Genomic DNA, 14,813 nt, shown 5'->3' with positions numbered 1-14,813 from the left:
AGCTGGAGTTCGGGCTTTTTTGGGTGGTTATAGGTGTATAGTTTTAGAGCTAAAGCTAGTTAGGATGGAAAAATATTTTTGGGTAACTCTTATGGACAATTTAATATCTTGTTAATGTAGCGTTTTAAAATGGGTCACATGAATATACTTCAATGAGTTTTCCTTCTAATCAACTCTTTTTGAAATTTAGAATTGCTAACTATTTCAAAAATGTTGAAAATAGTTTATTATTTATATAGATATAATTTCAGTAAAAATAAATGAACCACATTATTTTAGATACGGAGAATTACATACATGGAGATTAAAAATAGTACCTTTGCTAAAAGGATAGCTTCTAAATTCATAGATTCTAGCCTTATTGGAAACATATTCCTTATAAAAACAAAAATGATTATTAAACTAAGTGTGATAATTCTAACTGCTCTTTTCTGCATTCTCATTATTAAAGAAACTTTTACTTCTGGTAAAATCCCTTCTATTACCACTTTAATTATTTCTTTAATTATATATTCAGTAACTATTATGCTACTAATAAAATTAACACCAATTTATGCTAATACTGTCCAAAAAAGAAGAATAGAATCCTATATAAAGAAGTGCGTATCTACACCTCATAGTAGACTGATCGTATCTTCATCTAAATTTAATTTATTTACTTCAGTTTCAACAGATAATCAACTTTTTTCAGACATTAAATATGCCAACAGAGTTTCTCGAATTGAAAACGTCGTTATTGAATTACATAAGCCATCCTATACTAAAGGCGGAACTTTTCTTGTGATCACTATATTTGATTTAACTGATACAGAACAGCAACTATGCCTAGAAAGAACTTTAACCTATATAAAACAAAAAGAAATTGCTTTTGACTATCAACCATAATACAAAAATCAGAGTGAAGAATTATTGAAGTTTCTTACTCTGATTTTTGTATTATTATTTTAGCTAACTAAAAGCATTGAAAATAACGCTATCAATGTTCCAATACCAGCCATAGCCCCTGAAAAAATTAAGGCAACTGCTATCACTGCCATTGCTAAGACAGAAAGTTTAGCAATAAACTCCCAATTTACTTCCTTCAATTGATTATCATCAAAAAAGAATTTTTTTATTTCGATTTTGAAAGTAAATGAAAATGAAACTTTACCTGCTCCTTGTTCAAATTCATGATCAATAACATTTACAGTAATTGCATATGATATTTTTCCAGAAGAAGTTGCTCCTACAGAAACAGACACATCTCCATTTTTAATTTTTGCAGAGATAGATTCCGCACCATCATTCAAGTTTTGTGTATAACTGGCATCAAAATTTTTAATGATCTCTTGAGTAAACTTAGCATCGATTTTTCCGTTTGTTATATTGAAAACCTGATCTCCTTGTTTAGGTGATAAACCAATTGTTGGTTTGAATGTTACTTTAGCAACACCTAAATCTGCAACTGTTATTTCTTTTCCGAATACTACTGATCCGCTGTTTAATAAGTTAGTCAAAGAAGGCAGATTGAATTCCTTTAGCACTTCTTTCATTTGATTCACTTCAGGTTGAATGTAACTAACGCCTGAATCTTTTCCTGAAACGGCTACTTTGTCGATGTAAATATGTCCTAAACCAGATCCTACACCATATAGTGGCTCATAAAATTGGTCAAATGCCCAGTCTCTCGGCTGTGGGTATCCTAGGTTTGCTGAAAATCCTGAAGACATATTTGAAACATAACAATTTGAACTTGCTAGTCCTTTATCTGAAAGAATTTTACAAACATTTCTAGGTCCATATACCCCAACTCTATACGTATAAAAATAATCCCATTTTGCACCAAAATTTTTTAATGCTTCATTAATTCCTTCGAAATAAGGAATAATATACTCTTCTATTTGATCTAATGTCGTATCAACATCTACTGCAAAATAGATAATAGTATCTGCAGGAATCCCCAATTTAAATGCTCGATCAAAACCTGCATTTCCATCACTTTGTCCTATTGAATAGGAATAATCAGAAAGCTCAGCATTATTATCTTGATAAATTGGAACTATATTAATCCCATTGTTTAATAAAAGTCTTGCTTCAGGAACTGTTAAATTTTTTGGTTTTCTATTAATGCCACTTCCTGCTGTCCCAGTTAAGTATCGTCCAGCATGATACATTCCATATGATTTTACAGTATTTACCATTTCTTGAGTTAGCCTAGTCGAAGCATCAAATCCCTCAGCTGAGCGATTAATATCTCCTGTTGTAGAAAGTAGCGCCTTAATAACAGGCATATCAGCTACACCATTGATTGGATTAATTCTCATAAAACTTTTGTACTTGTTTACTGCTGTGGTAAGCATAGAACTCCATATCCCATTAATTTCTCCGTCATATTCTTCATTTACAATTAAAGCTGCTTGCAATAAAGTAATATTTCTACTAGTTCCTTGAGTTGAAGATAATGTTGGACATAACGCTGTCGTTCCTTCACCAAAATAACCATTAGCATGAACAGTATCCATACCCATTTCTGCTTGAAGTCCGTAAATTAATGCTTTATTTGTATCCCTTTGATAAATACCGTCACATGGTAAAATACCTGTATACGGATGATATAAACGATTTAAATATTGTTGAATTTCTCTAACTTTTTCACTTCCACCAAACACTTTTTTAAAAGCGCTCATATCAAAAAGTGCTTTTGCCCACATTGCTGATAGAGCTCCTGTTGGCTCATGAAATCCAGCTAAACTTTTAAATTGTTTGATTCCATAATCCGTTTTTAGATCATATGTTTCACTAAATTTTAATGTACCTAAACCTTTACAAATCAATGCTCCATCAATAAGTTTAATGATATTATGTTTCGTTCCCTCTACTAATAAACTTGGAACCTTCTGATTCCACTTGGCTTGAGTTGTAGGACCAAAATTATCCGCTAGACTTGTAATTCCCAATTCAACTTGAACAGCACGAATCAACCCATAAATAGTCGGCCATCCTGTCTTTCCGTCTTCTGGAACAGAGCCCCAACCTGATTTCCCCTTATATGTTTCATTTAACCATTTTTGGACTTTTTCTACCCAAGGATCTGTTATTCCACGTGTTTCCATATTATTCACATCACTTTCTTTTTTATGAAATATTTCTATTGGCCTTCTTGCGCAAGTTCCTTAACAATCAAAAGCTATTTGATTAAAATTATCATATACTTAATTAATACTTTTACCCTTTCATTTTTCACTCCATTTTCTCCCATAAATAATTAAAAGCAATTTTTTACTAAGCTTCTATTAAGTTACTATTATCCACCTACAATTAATGCCCACCACTATGAAAATGGATAATTACTAACCCTAAAAGACTAACTTTCATCGTTTCTTGCTCTATTACAGACTTTAGTAAAAAAGAAAAACTGTGTAAGTAACCTATCTATAATGGCTACTTACACAGTTTATTTTATGCTTCCAAAGTTTTTCTTTTCCAATACTTCTCTCACTATTCCTAATTAACAACAATCATATAAATACTATATATTTGCAATATTCATGTATATATAATAAGAAGCTCCTGATGGCGTTGCAGGCATTCTAGTATTATAAGTATACATTGTCAAATTTCCTGCTAAATACGTTGATCGATTTGCTCCTATTAATGTTCCAAAGTACCCTTTTCCTAGTAACGTTGACGTAGCTTGTGATGCTGTGCCAGCTAACGAAGAATCATTCGATGAGCTGTATCTTAAATATATCCCCCCCGTCCCTGCTGCTGCTGAATACGTAGAAGGAAATGAGTACCAGCCCATAGCACCGTAAGTTCTATCAACAGATACCGTTAGTGAAGCTCCTCCTCTCATCACAACGTGTCTATATTCTGGAATTACTCTTCTTGTTGTTCTAGTCTTATTTTCTTTTGCTTCATTCTTCATAATCTCTTTTGCTTCTGCTACGGTAAGGCTGTTAGGATCATTTTCACTGTCGTATATAACTCCGTTAGAATCAATACTTTCATAAAATATTACTTCTCCGTTAGCAAATTCTCCATCTGGCAAACGGACAACATTATCATTGTCTCCTAAGTGGCCAAAAGGATTCTCTGATATTCCCTTCTGCTCTTCCTTTGAGAGTTCTTTGAACTCTGCTGCTTCAGTTTTTTGTGCAAAAGATAGCCCCAATGCCCCAAACAAAATAACTAATAATACTTTTTTCATAACACATCTCCTATAATTTATTTGTTAATGACCCTCTCTCATTAACAGTAAAAAAAACAAAAGTTTTTTTTATTTATTGTTATAAAATGTTGATAACTGCTCTAATTCATCCCAATGCGCAATAATTAAATTTTCAAATTCTTTTACAGAAATTCCATTAACATCTGTTTCTGCGTCTACTGATTCATATGTCGAAGCAGTTTCCGAATCATTCATATCTACCTCTCCTTGTAGATATGAACCATCATCCATCAAAACTACTTTTTTAAATGGATCAAACTTGCTAATAACTTCAATCATACTTTCTGGTGTTGCATTAACAAATAGGTTAGAAAGTTCTTCAGTTGACATGTCTTTAATAGACCTTGTAAAGATTTTTGTTGTTTCTTCACTTTGAATTGAATCGATTTTCGTGTCGTCCGTTATTTTGTTAACATCCACAGATTCATTAGCATACGTTGCGGTATACACCCAAGTGACTAATAATAAGGCAGGTATTATACCAATCAATAATACTTTCTTCATAGTTCAAAGCTCCATTCTAAATTATTTTTTTAATTCAGAGTCGAATTCTCTTCTTGATAAAAGCTTCTTCTCTTATTTCTAAAGGTATTCAATGTTTACTGATCATTATAATTGTTCCAAAATTCAGATTATTTTAGCATTGAGGTATTTTGACTATTTACAAGGTAACTTAAAATACTCTTTACCAAGTTTTTTATTCCTTTAGGTATATTTTATAGACATATTATAACATATTAGACTTTGGTTGCGCTATATAAAACACCATTATCAGAAATATTATTAATTTCTTCAGTTTTTAATCTTTCCTGTTAACGATCAAGGTTTTAGTCTTTAGTCGAAACTCTAACAGATCAGAGTTTTGTCATTTTTACCCCTCAATTTCAATTCACTTAATTTGTACTTTAACTTCACATTAAAAAAGGCTTTAAATCAACATTCGAAAAAATAAATTATAAGTATACCCTATTTTAACATTATTTTTTCTGTACGAGTGCTATATTATATAGTAGAAAGGGGAAGATATCATGCAAGCTAAATGGGTACTAGAACAAAATGGTTTATTTCTATCGATTCAGCTAGTTACTCCTACTGGAGTTATCCTACTATCTGAAATTTGGGACATAGAAGAACAAAAACTAAGATAATCTCTTAGTTTTTTGTCCATTCTTAAAATCGTCGTTTTTACATTGTATCAGCCTCACTGAATTGGTTGCTTTTTTAAAGAATCAATATTGTAGCATATCCAACAGCAGTCTTTATTAAAATTTGTAGCATGTCCAATAAATCTGATTCTTTTTCTAAAAATCAATATTGCTAAATATTCTTTATGTTGTTCAAACATTTCCACTCTTTTTTCTGTTTCTAACGTAGCTAGTGGTAATAACAACGCGAATGACTTTACTTTCCCTTAATCAACTAGTTCAATACTTCTTTTTATGATCTCATTTTGTAGACTAAAAGAAGGGGTGCTTATCATCAAATCACATAATTTTGGTGGTTCGGTTGTAAAGAAATCATTTCCCACATCATCAAATAAATGTGTAGCTTTTTACTTTGGCTTCAGTTTTTCAGCCTGTAATTTGAATTGGCTATCATAGTTGTTAAACGCCAACTAAACATTTTGAAAAAAATATATATTGATTAGTTGGTATATATTTTCCACTACCCATCTTGAGGTTGCTACGTGATCCTTATTGATTCCTTTGTTCTGTTCATATGTTTCTAACATTTTCAAGTCCCTCCTTTCTTGTCCCAGAAACGGTGAATATTGGTTGAAGAGGAAAAAGTTTTTTTGTTATTTTATCTTATATATAAGGGCGCTGTTTTTGGTGTTATTTAATAGGTGGAAATGCCGAATTTCGTTGCGGTGGGTGGTGTCTTTCGGTATAATAAAATGTGTAGGATAGAAATAAGGATCGAGATTGGGATAAACGGTGGTACAAAAACAGCTCCTTCGGAAATAAGCTGAAATTCACAAAAAATTGAAGAACATTTTTCGTGAATTCCCTCTTATTGCTGTAAAACACAACGAAAAATAAGTTGATGTTGCATAGTACCTACTTGGTTCTCGGAGCTAGACGTTTTCTTCCCAACCTCTGTTCAAGACATATAAATAAAAATTGGCACTTCAATCGTTCGGCGGCAACCTTACGATCGAAGCCTTGTTAAGACAACACATCTGTCCAAACAAGTTGCCAATAGCGCTAGCAACATGTACTAGCTTCTTTATTGTACCTAAAATGGGTTGGGATTTCTAGGGAATCTTTGCTTTTTCTTGGTATGATTGGCTGTTGTGTATATGGTATTAGACTATTGTCGACGGTATTGGGCATCTGCTCAATGCCGTTTTTTTCTGTCCTACGAGTACGTTTGAAGGGAGGGACGTTTTAAGAATCGATGAAAAACCGGATAAAACAAAAAGGCACTTCATCGTTTGGCGGCAACCACACGATGAAGCCTTGCATAGACATTCACAACCTATCTATACAAGTTGCCAATTTGCTAGCACCGAAGCACTAGCTTCTTTATTGTACCTAATTTTCTTTTGAAATTCTAGTTGGTTTTGTTAATTTCTTGGGATTAAGGGTGGTTTAGGAGTGAATTGTGGGGTTGGTTTGGCTGATTGATGACGGTATTGACAGGTTCGGTATCGTTTTTTGTTTTACTCTGGGAGAAGGCGTTATGAATACAGCAAGGCTTTGAAAGTCGTTTGTAGCGCTGGGTTATGGGTTTGCCTCGTCAATGTGCAGATAGAACGGTCACTGAATCCAGAAATTTAGTGAAAAAATTGGTGGGAGAAGTTGGGTTTGGGCTTGGATTTCGTTTGGCGCTTATCGGCTTTTCTCCGCCTTATTTGAAGGAGATCAGGAGAATGGATAAACAAGGACAGAATTTAAAGGCGGTTACGTATCAGGATATTATTGAGTTGCGGGATTTTATGGAGAAGATGGCTTCTTGGCAGGAGCCTTTGGCGATTTTGGATCATTTTTTTCAGTTTCGGTCTGGACCGATTAATAAGAAACGGATTGTGAAGGAGTATTATGCGCGGGCGCAGATGTTTCATGCTTTTTATGAGGATTATAATCGGTTGATTGAGTTGGGGGATGAATTGGTGATGGAGCTGGTTAGGGCTGAGAAGGTTGAGACTGGGTTTGAGGGGAAGAAAATGAATTTAGAATAGATTGCGTATGTTATAAAAGAGGATGGAGATGATCCATCCTCTGAAAAGTTATTTTTGTTTGATGAAATCGTAAGTTTCTAATGGAACAGCTTTTTCTAACGTCATTTCCATACTTACGATGTTGGTATCTTTTCCATTCTTATCTTGTTTGACTAATTCTTTTGCTGTTTCGAGCTTCGGAAAAGCTCTTCCTAGATAAATAAATTCAGGATCACCAACAGATTCTTTTTGAACGAAAACATGAATTGCTAAGTTTGTTTCTTTGTAATTCATTATTTCCACAACTTCTCCACTAGATAAAGTTAATTTCGGACGTGTATACCATAATAACGTATGTTGATCGATTAACTCGTCTTCATATTTTACATCGTTTGAGATTGTATCACCTTTATGATAGTTTACGAAAATTGGACAAGTACCAAATTTGATTCGATAACCATACATTGTACTAGTTTCGTTATCTTCCCAGTTTAGTAAACGGCAAACATCTTTACGACCGTATACTTCATTATACGTTAATGGTTCACTTAATACATAACGCTTACTACGTTCAAAAGATGTCTTAATGATATCTTCTACAGACTCAGCAAACCATTGATTTTGCTGAAGACTCTTTTGAAATGATTTTTCTAGAGAAAATGTACCATTAGAATAAATTACAATTGGCTTATTTCCGTATTTTTCTCTTTCCTTTTGAGTAAAGAAGTCTAATGATAGAATATGTTCTACAGATTTTATTGTTTGTTCATCGCAAATATAACCTTGTTCTTTTAAGTATGACGGATACTTTTCAGTTGATACTTTTTCCTTATTGATTAACATTAATAAGAGCAATAGCTCATGATTTCTTTTACCATTCAAAAGTTCATTAGATAAAAAAGTTAAAACTTTCGTTTCTTGACTATTTAATACTGGGGTCTCTTCATTAAGCCAGTTTAAAAACGCAGGATAATTTTCTTTATATTTCGTAATAATGACTGGATCAACTGATTGTTGTTCAATAAAATCAATTAATTTCGGCATACGGCCCAATCGATTTTTCAAATTTTGATAGGCTTCTCGATAGTTTTTTGCATTGTTCAATTTAGATGATTCAATTGATTGGAAAATCCTATTTTTAGTAATTTCGTCAAACATAATTGTCGACATTCCTTGAAGGTATTTTGTTGCCATCGTTTTTTTGCGTAGATTATTTTTGTTTAAGGAATTATCTTCTGTTAAAGCGATTGGAATCAAATAATTATTGTCATAATTTCCAATAAAATCGATAATTGTCACAAAATCTTTATTCTTAGCTTTTCTTAATCCACGACCTAATTGTTGTGTAAAAATGATACTAGATTCTGTTTTGCGTAACATTACAACTTGATTGACGCTTGGAATATCAATTCCTTCATTAAAAATATCAACAGTGATAATGTAGTCAAGTTTTCCAGCTTCTAATTGAGCAATTACTCGATCTCGTTCGTCAATCTTATGATCACCAGTTAACGCTTTAGTGTGGAATCCACGATTATTAAATAGTTGTTCTAGTTCATGCGCTTCTTTTTTCGTTCCGCAAAAGATAAGGCCACGAACTTTATCACCGCAATGACCGTAATAATCGATTTTTTCTATTATATAATTGATTCGCTTGTCACTAACTAGTTGATTAAAAGAGGATTTATCATCAATTGTTTTTCCATCAACTTGTATATCCGTGATACCAAAATAGTGAAACGGGCACAACATATTTTCTTTTAATGCCTCTTGTAGCCTAATTTCATAGGCTACATTGTAATCGAACATTTCGTAGATATTATATCCGTCTGTTCTTTCTGGTGTCGCCGTCATGCCTAGAAGAAAATTGGGTTCAAAATAGTCGATTACTTTTTGATAGGTTTTCGCCCCTGCATGATGAACTTCGTCGATTAGAATATAATCGAATGTATCTTTAGCAAATTTTTGTAGGGTTTCATCTTTCGATAATGTTTGGATTGTCGCGAATACATATTTTTCATCGGTGACTTTACTGTTACCAGATAAGATACCAAACTTCGCTCCATCTTCTCCTAGTATTTTGATGAACTGATCTTTCGCTTTCTTTAAGATTTGTTCCTGATGAACAATAAAAAGAAATTTCTCTGGTTGATACGCCTTAACATCAAATGCTGATAAATACGTTTTCCCTGTTCCTGTTGCAGAAACCACCATTGCTTTTGGTTTTTCTAAGTCACGCATTTTTTGAATTTCTATTAAAGCTTTCTTTTGCATCTCGTTTGGCGTAATCTGTTTCGTTGCGTACTCAACTTCATCTACTATGAACTTTGGATCTATTTGCGTTGATGGTTCTTCCATCGTATCAACTTTTTGAACATTCAAAATTGGTTTGTAGCCCATTTGATATTTAGTAATCCAAGAATTAGATAACGGTTCTGACTCTTCCCACATATGCTCAAAATTCTGTTTCATCGCTTGAATTAGCTCACCATTTGAAAGTGAATTTAGCTTTAAGTTCCATTCACAATTTACTTTTAATGCTTTGATAGTTAGATTGGAACTCCCCAAAATCATGGTTTCATAGTCATCATGTTTAAATGAATAGCCTTTTGCATGGAAACCATCCATTTCTGTAATTCGGACATCTACATTTTTTAGCTTTAAAAGTTCTTTAAACATTTTTGGTGAATTAAAATAGAGATAATTTGAGGTAATGATTCTTCCACGAATATTTTTTTTAGCTAAATCAGAAAGAACTGTTTTAATTGCGAGCAATCCACTTTCAGTGATAAACGCTACTGCAAAGAAGAATTCTGTACATGTTGCTAGTTCATCTACTAAATCATTTAGAACCATTCTGCCCATTTCATCCGGATTTACAAGTAGTTTTGCTTTGTAAAGCTCATTTGACTCTTTTGATTGATCAATAAAGCTATGTTCAAGTGCTGATTGGAAATTCTCTAGAAGAGGATTCATGTTTATGCTCCTTTTACTAAGGCATCAATTGTTGGGATATCAGCTGGTGCCCACTCTAAAGTACTTAATTCAGAAATTGGTAACCATTTGATACTTTCATGTTCTGTTAGTTTTGGTTCGCCTTCTATTAATTCACAGAAGAAGGTTGTTAGTTCGACGATGCCAAAATCATATTCGTAACTTGCTGTGATGATTTTATTTTTGATTGAAACCTTGCATAGAAGTTCTTCTTTGATTTCGCGTTCTAACGCTTGTTGAGGAGTTTCATTTTGTTCAATTTTTCCTCCTGGGAATTCCCATAAACCTGCTAGGGATTTATCATGACCTCTTTGAGCACAGAGGATTATTCCGTTTTTTTCTATGACTGCGCCAACTACTTTTATATATTTTTTCATGTTATCAATCCTTACTATAATTAGACTATATTCTCATTATAGCTGATCTTTAAAAAAAGAGAAATATTACCGAAAATGCTTATATATTTTAAGCCTATAATATATTTATTAGATTTTCAAATCACCTTAAATTTCTATATAATTATTTCAGTAACTTATTCCTTATTTATTTATTGTTACATATGCTCTAACTTCTCTTCTAAACCAGCAACTACAGCTACTTCCAAAAACAAAAAAAGTTTTTCTTCTTGGATTACATTTTTTATATAAATGATTAACTAAATAATTTGCTCCATTAAAATATACTATACTTCCATTACAGTACAATTTCTCAATATACTTTTTTTTGTTTCTTTCCCATACCCAATATTTAACGACTATTTTTTCTCCACTATCTTTTGGATCATGCCACATTACAGATTTAATAAATTTTTCTGAATAATCTGTTTTAATATCTAAAATAGTAGTTATTACAATAAAAAGAATAAAAAACAAAAAAATTAAGTAAATACCACTAAAATCAATATTTTCCATTATGTCCTCCTTATTAAATAATTATTTAATTAGCCAATATCATTAAATCTATCTATTTTTTAAATGAACCTAGTTTTTCATTTTAAAGACCAATTCAATTACTTTTATCCTAGTCTTTTATATGAAAACGACTACCGTAAGGAAATAGATAACTTCTATTCATAAATATAAAAATAAGTACACTTAAAATAAAAACTACAATGAAATCAAACAGATAAACAATCGTTATATAGATTATCCCTACTGCAATCATAACTATCAAAATCAATCGAATCATACTATGCTTCTTGTAATATGTAGAAATACTCTCTTTCTCAATTTCAATTGTTACATCGCAACCTACTACAGATAATACTTTTCTAAGCTTATGCTTATTGTAGAACATAATAATAGATCTAAAAATAAGCAAACAGCCAAAAGTTATCAGTAAATAGATTGCACGTTTATCTAGTTCAGAAGTAACATCAAGCTCTTGAAAAAAAATAGTCGATAATTTGTAAACTGGTCTTCCAACAAACATCGATATAACAACAGTAGCCATAATACCATACTCTTTTTGACCATTGGACACTAGCTTATTAAACATTCCTTTATCTATCTCAACTGCTCTAAAAGGGAAGAACCAAACTAAAGTAGGGAGAAAATAAGCCAAGATATTGCTATCCATATCAATTAAATAATAGTTTGTATCTAGTCTAGCTAGTTTGTACCTTTTATTTGTAGATTCATAAACTTTCATTATATCTCAACATTTAGCGCTACTATACCGCTATTTTCCCTTTCCATTATATATAAGATGAGCACCTTATTTAGCTTTTAAGATTTAAATTAGGCAATCCTTTCATCACAGAATCTCCTAAATCTTCAACAGATTTTTTGTAAAGTTCTTCAAACCGTTGTTCATCTTCATCACGATATCCTTCAAATAAAACTTTATCGATATTCTCTTCATTAAAGTATAAAACTTGTTCTGGATTCATTCCGATGGGATACACACAACCCGCGTAATCATATAAAAATGATATCCCTTCTTTTTCCACGATAGGTCCTCTATTGATTATCATTACTTTAGCTCGTCCATCTTTTAAATATAAGATTGTTCCTAATGTCTGCATACTTTGTTCCCCCTGTTTTAATTTCTATTCATCTTTTATTTCAATCAACAATTCTACATCCGTTTCTGGTGGCTCAATCGTTGTGTTAGCAATTGAGATTAGATATTCAACCATACATATAACTGGGATAAGGATAATATTAAGATAAGACATTAAAAAAGTAATACTAAAATAGAACACAACTGCATAACAAAAAATGACAACTAGTAACACTTTCCCAATATAGTGATATTTGCTCTTAAAACCATCCATAAATTTAAATCTAATTAAAACAACTTTTTCATTCGAAAGTAACACGTGATTTTTTCTGTATCTATAAAAATAGCGAATAAGTATAACTATTACCATAGAACAAAATAATACTGTTCCTGCAACTAATTGTGGATTTGAAAATCCCCTGAGATCACCAAATCCTTTATTCGTCATTCTAATCAAAACACTTGCTAAAATAGACGAAGATAATATAATTGCTCCAGATGATTTTCCTTTTGCGTTACTTTCTTTAAAAATAGGCAGTTCTTCGTTCATATATCCTTTAACTGGGAAAAACCAGACTAAGAAAGGGAATAACCAAGTTAATTTGTTGCTATCCATATCTAATAGTATTTTTTGACCATTATAGGTCAATTGCTTATAACGTTTATTTTCAGTTTTTACTATCATGTTTACCAACTCCAATTAGTTAAAGAATTCCATGCGCCTTCAACAGCACTACTAACTTGCGTCATCCCTTTTCCAATCTCTTTAATTTTCTCTCCGCCCCAAGATAATCCTTCATCAATTTTATTCCCTACATTCTCAGCAATATCTTTGATTCCTAAAACATTTTCATTAAAAGCCCATGTCGTCACTGCGCTCACGCCGACTGCTAACCCAACAGCTGCCCAACCAACTGGCGTTGCGACACCAAGAGTAGTTAATACTCCTAACGCTACACCATTTACGCCTAAAGAAACTCCAGTCGTAACAGCAGAACTTGCAAAAGCTTGACCAAATGAATCGCCAGAGGCAAGACCCAATACGGTTCCTATTCCTAAGCCAAGTGAAGTTGCTTTGACTGTAGACCCTAAAAAGTCTGTCGTGGCATTGAACATACTATTAGCAGAACTTGTAATACCAGCTGTTAATCCTTGGTTTACTGCGCCCATCCATGAACCATATGGTGCATTTTTGTATAATGTCCCAAACATCAAACCGAGAGAAAGTGCAAGATCATCTCCATTATGTTTAAGTGTTTCTTCTATTGTTGACATACTAAAATCAACAAATAATCCCTGTAAATCATCTTTATGATCTCTAAACCATTTAATCGCTTTTTCGTCTAACCTCATTGATGGATCTTTTTGAGCTATCTCATAGACCTTAATTGCGTTTTCTATTGAATAAGGTAATTTCATTAAATTATCTAGCTTTTTCTGATTTGCTTTTTGATAAGCTGTTTGTACTGTTTTCGTCCAATCCAACGCTTTCCCTTTCGGAACCGAAAACGTACCAGTCGCAGGATTAAACCCACTATTCGCCTGCTGCAAGCCTTGCGACAATGTCGAATAAAAACTATTCACTCCATCAAAAATAGCAGGAGATGTCCCATTAAACGTCATTAATTTCTCTAACTTCTTCTCTAAATCACGTTTCGTCGTCTCTAACGACTCAGTAATCCGCCGATTGGCTTGTTCCAATGGATTCGTTCCTGTCGGAAGCTTTGGCAAGCCTCGATTAATACTCTCCATATTCAGGATCGATGTATTGATTTGTCGGATTCGTCTTTCTAAGTCATCTGACTTCAAATCAATACTATCAACCTCAGATGTATATTGATCCACAAATTTTTGACAAGCTTCTGCTGTCATGTCTGCGCCTACTTCGGCACCTTGAACTAAAGGTTGGATCACTGCCGCAAAGAATTCCTTGGCAGAGTCATAGCCTTTACTTGATAGTTCGCCTGCACTCATAAACTGTTGATTGCTTTGCATCAACGACGTATAGCCTTGTGCTAATTGGCTACACGCACTTTTAACACTGGAAGCTTGGCTTCTCGCTTGACCGAGGTACATATCAATACTCATGCTTTTCCGACCTTTCTTCTTTTGTTTTTATTTCTTGCCAATGTAAGTCTTCTTGTTGATCTTCTAATGCTCTTGTTTGTTTTTTTAGTTCTTGCTGTTGCTCTTCTAAAAACTCTTGAACCCCTCGGCTTTGCCAGTTGATTTGCTCGGCCATATCTTGATACAACATATCTGTCTGGCTTTGGGCAAATTCTTCTTGTAATTCATTGAATAATTGCTTTTGATAGAAAAAATATTCTTCGTAGTGTTCTTCTGTTTGGTTGAGGTCACGTTTTAGATCTTCGAGTTTTTCTTGTTCGCGTTCGAGTTGGATTTTTTGTTGGTTGATTTCTTCAAGGTTGGACATAATTTATT

At 32.9% G+C, this 14,813-nt stretch carries 13 protein-coding genes; 2 read left to right on the top strand and 11 right to left on the bottom strand.

The window, feature by feature from the left end:
* Positions 1 to 297 precede the first annotated feature (297 nt).
* A complete protein-coding gene (locus tag IGJ50_RS12285) occupies positions 298 to 885 on the top strand; it encodes a hypothetical protein (protein ID WP_429950657.1) in 588 nt (195 codons plus the stop codon).
* Positions 886 to 944: 59 nt separating this feature from the next.
* Here the strand turns inward: IGJ50_RS12285 and IGJ50_RS12280 are convergent, their stop codons facing one another.
* The 3 genes from IGJ50_RS12280 to IGJ50_RS12270 form a co-directional block, all read right to left on the bottom strand.
* Complete coding sequence (locus IGJ50_RS12280; protein WP_429950656.1) at positions 945 to 3,092, bottom strand: glycoside hydrolase domain-containing protein; 2,148 nt, start codon at positions 3,090 to 3,092, stop codon at positions 945 to 947.
* Positions 3,093 to 3,508: 416 nt separating this feature from the next.
* The gene (locus tag IGJ50_RS12275; RefSeq protein WP_429950654.1) at positions 3,509 to 4,189 is read right to left on the bottom strand and encodes a hypothetical protein; all 681 of its coding nucleotides are present in this window, start codon (positions 4,187 to 4,189) and stop codon (positions 3,509 to 3,511) included.
* 69 nt (positions 4,190 to 4,258) lie between these two features.
* A complete protein-coding gene (locus IGJ50_RS12270; RefSeq protein WP_429950653.1) occupies positions 4,259 to 4,714 on the bottom strand; it encodes a hypothetical protein in 456 nt (151 codons plus the stop codon).
* 2,224 nt (positions 4,715 to 6,938) lie between these two features.
* Here IGJ50_RS12270 and IGJ50_RS12265 point away from each other — a divergent pair.
* Positions 6,939 to 7,394, top strand: a complete 456-nt coding sequence (locus IGJ50_RS12265) for a hypothetical protein (protein ID WP_429950651.1) — start codon at positions 6,939 to 6,941, stop codon at positions 7,392 to 7,394.
* A 48-nt stretch (positions 7,395 to 7,442) separates the two neighbouring features.
* On the opposite strand, the gene IGJ50_RS12260 is transcribed toward IGJ50_RS12265, so the two are convergent.
* From IGJ50_RS12260 to IGJ50_RS12225, 8 genes are all read right to left on the bottom strand, one after another.
* Positions 7,443 to 10,349 (bottom strand): DEAD/DEAH box helicase, encoded by a 2,907-nt coding sequence (locus IGJ50_RS12260; protein WP_429950649.1) that lies wholly within the window; start codon positions 10,347 to 10,349, stop codon positions 7,443 to 7,445.
* A gap of 2 nt (positions 10,350 to 10,351) precedes the next feature.
* On the bottom strand, positions 10,352 to 10,744 hold the full coding sequence (locus tag IGJ50_RS12255; protein WP_429950647.1) for a (deoxy)nucleoside triphosphate pyrophosphohydrolase: 393 nt from the start codon (positions 10,742 to 10,744) through the stop codon (positions 10,352 to 10,354).
* A 162-nt stretch (positions 10,745 to 10,906) separates the two neighbouring features.
* Entirely contained in the window at positions 10,907 to 11,278 is a 372-nt protein-coding gene (locus tag IGJ50_RS12250; RefSeq protein WP_429950645.1) for a hypothetical protein, read from the bottom strand.
* A 109-nt stretch (positions 11,279 to 11,387) separates the two neighbouring features.
* Positions 11,388 to 12,017 carry a DUF443 family protein gene (locus tag IGJ50_RS12245; RefSeq protein ID WP_429950643.1) on the bottom strand — a complete coding sequence of 210 codons (630 nt, stop codon included), beginning with the start codon at positions 12,015 to 12,017 and terminating at the stop codon, positions 11,388 to 11,390.
* Between the two features lie 70 nt (positions 12,018 to 12,087).
* The gene (locus IGJ50_RS12240; protein ID WP_206834061.1) at positions 12,088 to 12,393 is read right to left on the bottom strand and encodes a DUF4176 domain-containing protein; all 306 of its coding nucleotides are present in this window, start codon (positions 12,391 to 12,393) and stop codon (positions 12,088 to 12,090) included.
* A 24-nt stretch (positions 12,394 to 12,417) separates the two neighbouring features.
* Positions 12,418 to 13,056, bottom strand: coding sequence for a DUF443 family protein (locus tag IGJ50_RS12235; RefSeq protein WP_429950642.1), 639 nt, complete (start codon positions 13,054 to 13,056; stop codon positions 12,418 to 12,420).
* A 2-nt stretch (positions 13,057 to 13,058) separates the two neighbouring features.
* A complete protein-coding gene (locus IGJ50_RS12230) occupies positions 13,059 to 14,459 on the bottom strand; it encodes a hypothetical protein (protein ID WP_429950640.1) in 1,401 nt (466 codons plus the stop codon).
* The gene (locus tag IGJ50_RS12225; protein ID WP_429950638.1) at positions 14,449 to 14,805 is read right to left on the bottom strand and encodes a DUF3958 family protein; all 357 of its coding nucleotides are present in this window, start codon (positions 14,803 to 14,805) and stop codon (positions 14,449 to 14,451) included. Before IGJ50_RS12225 ends, IGJ50_RS12230 begins: the two co-directional genes overlap by 11 nt.
* Positions 14,806 to 14,813 lie beyond the last annotated feature (8 nt).

The sequence above is a fragment of the Enterococcus sp. AZ101 genome, from assembly GCF_050499005.1.
Lineage (GTDB): Bacteria > Bacillota > Bacilli > Lactobacillales > Enterococcaceae > Enterococcus_L > Enterococcus_L ureilyticus.
The sequence above is the reverse complement of the archived record's forward strand: the minus strand, read 5'-3'. Positions and strand labels throughout refer to the sequence as shown.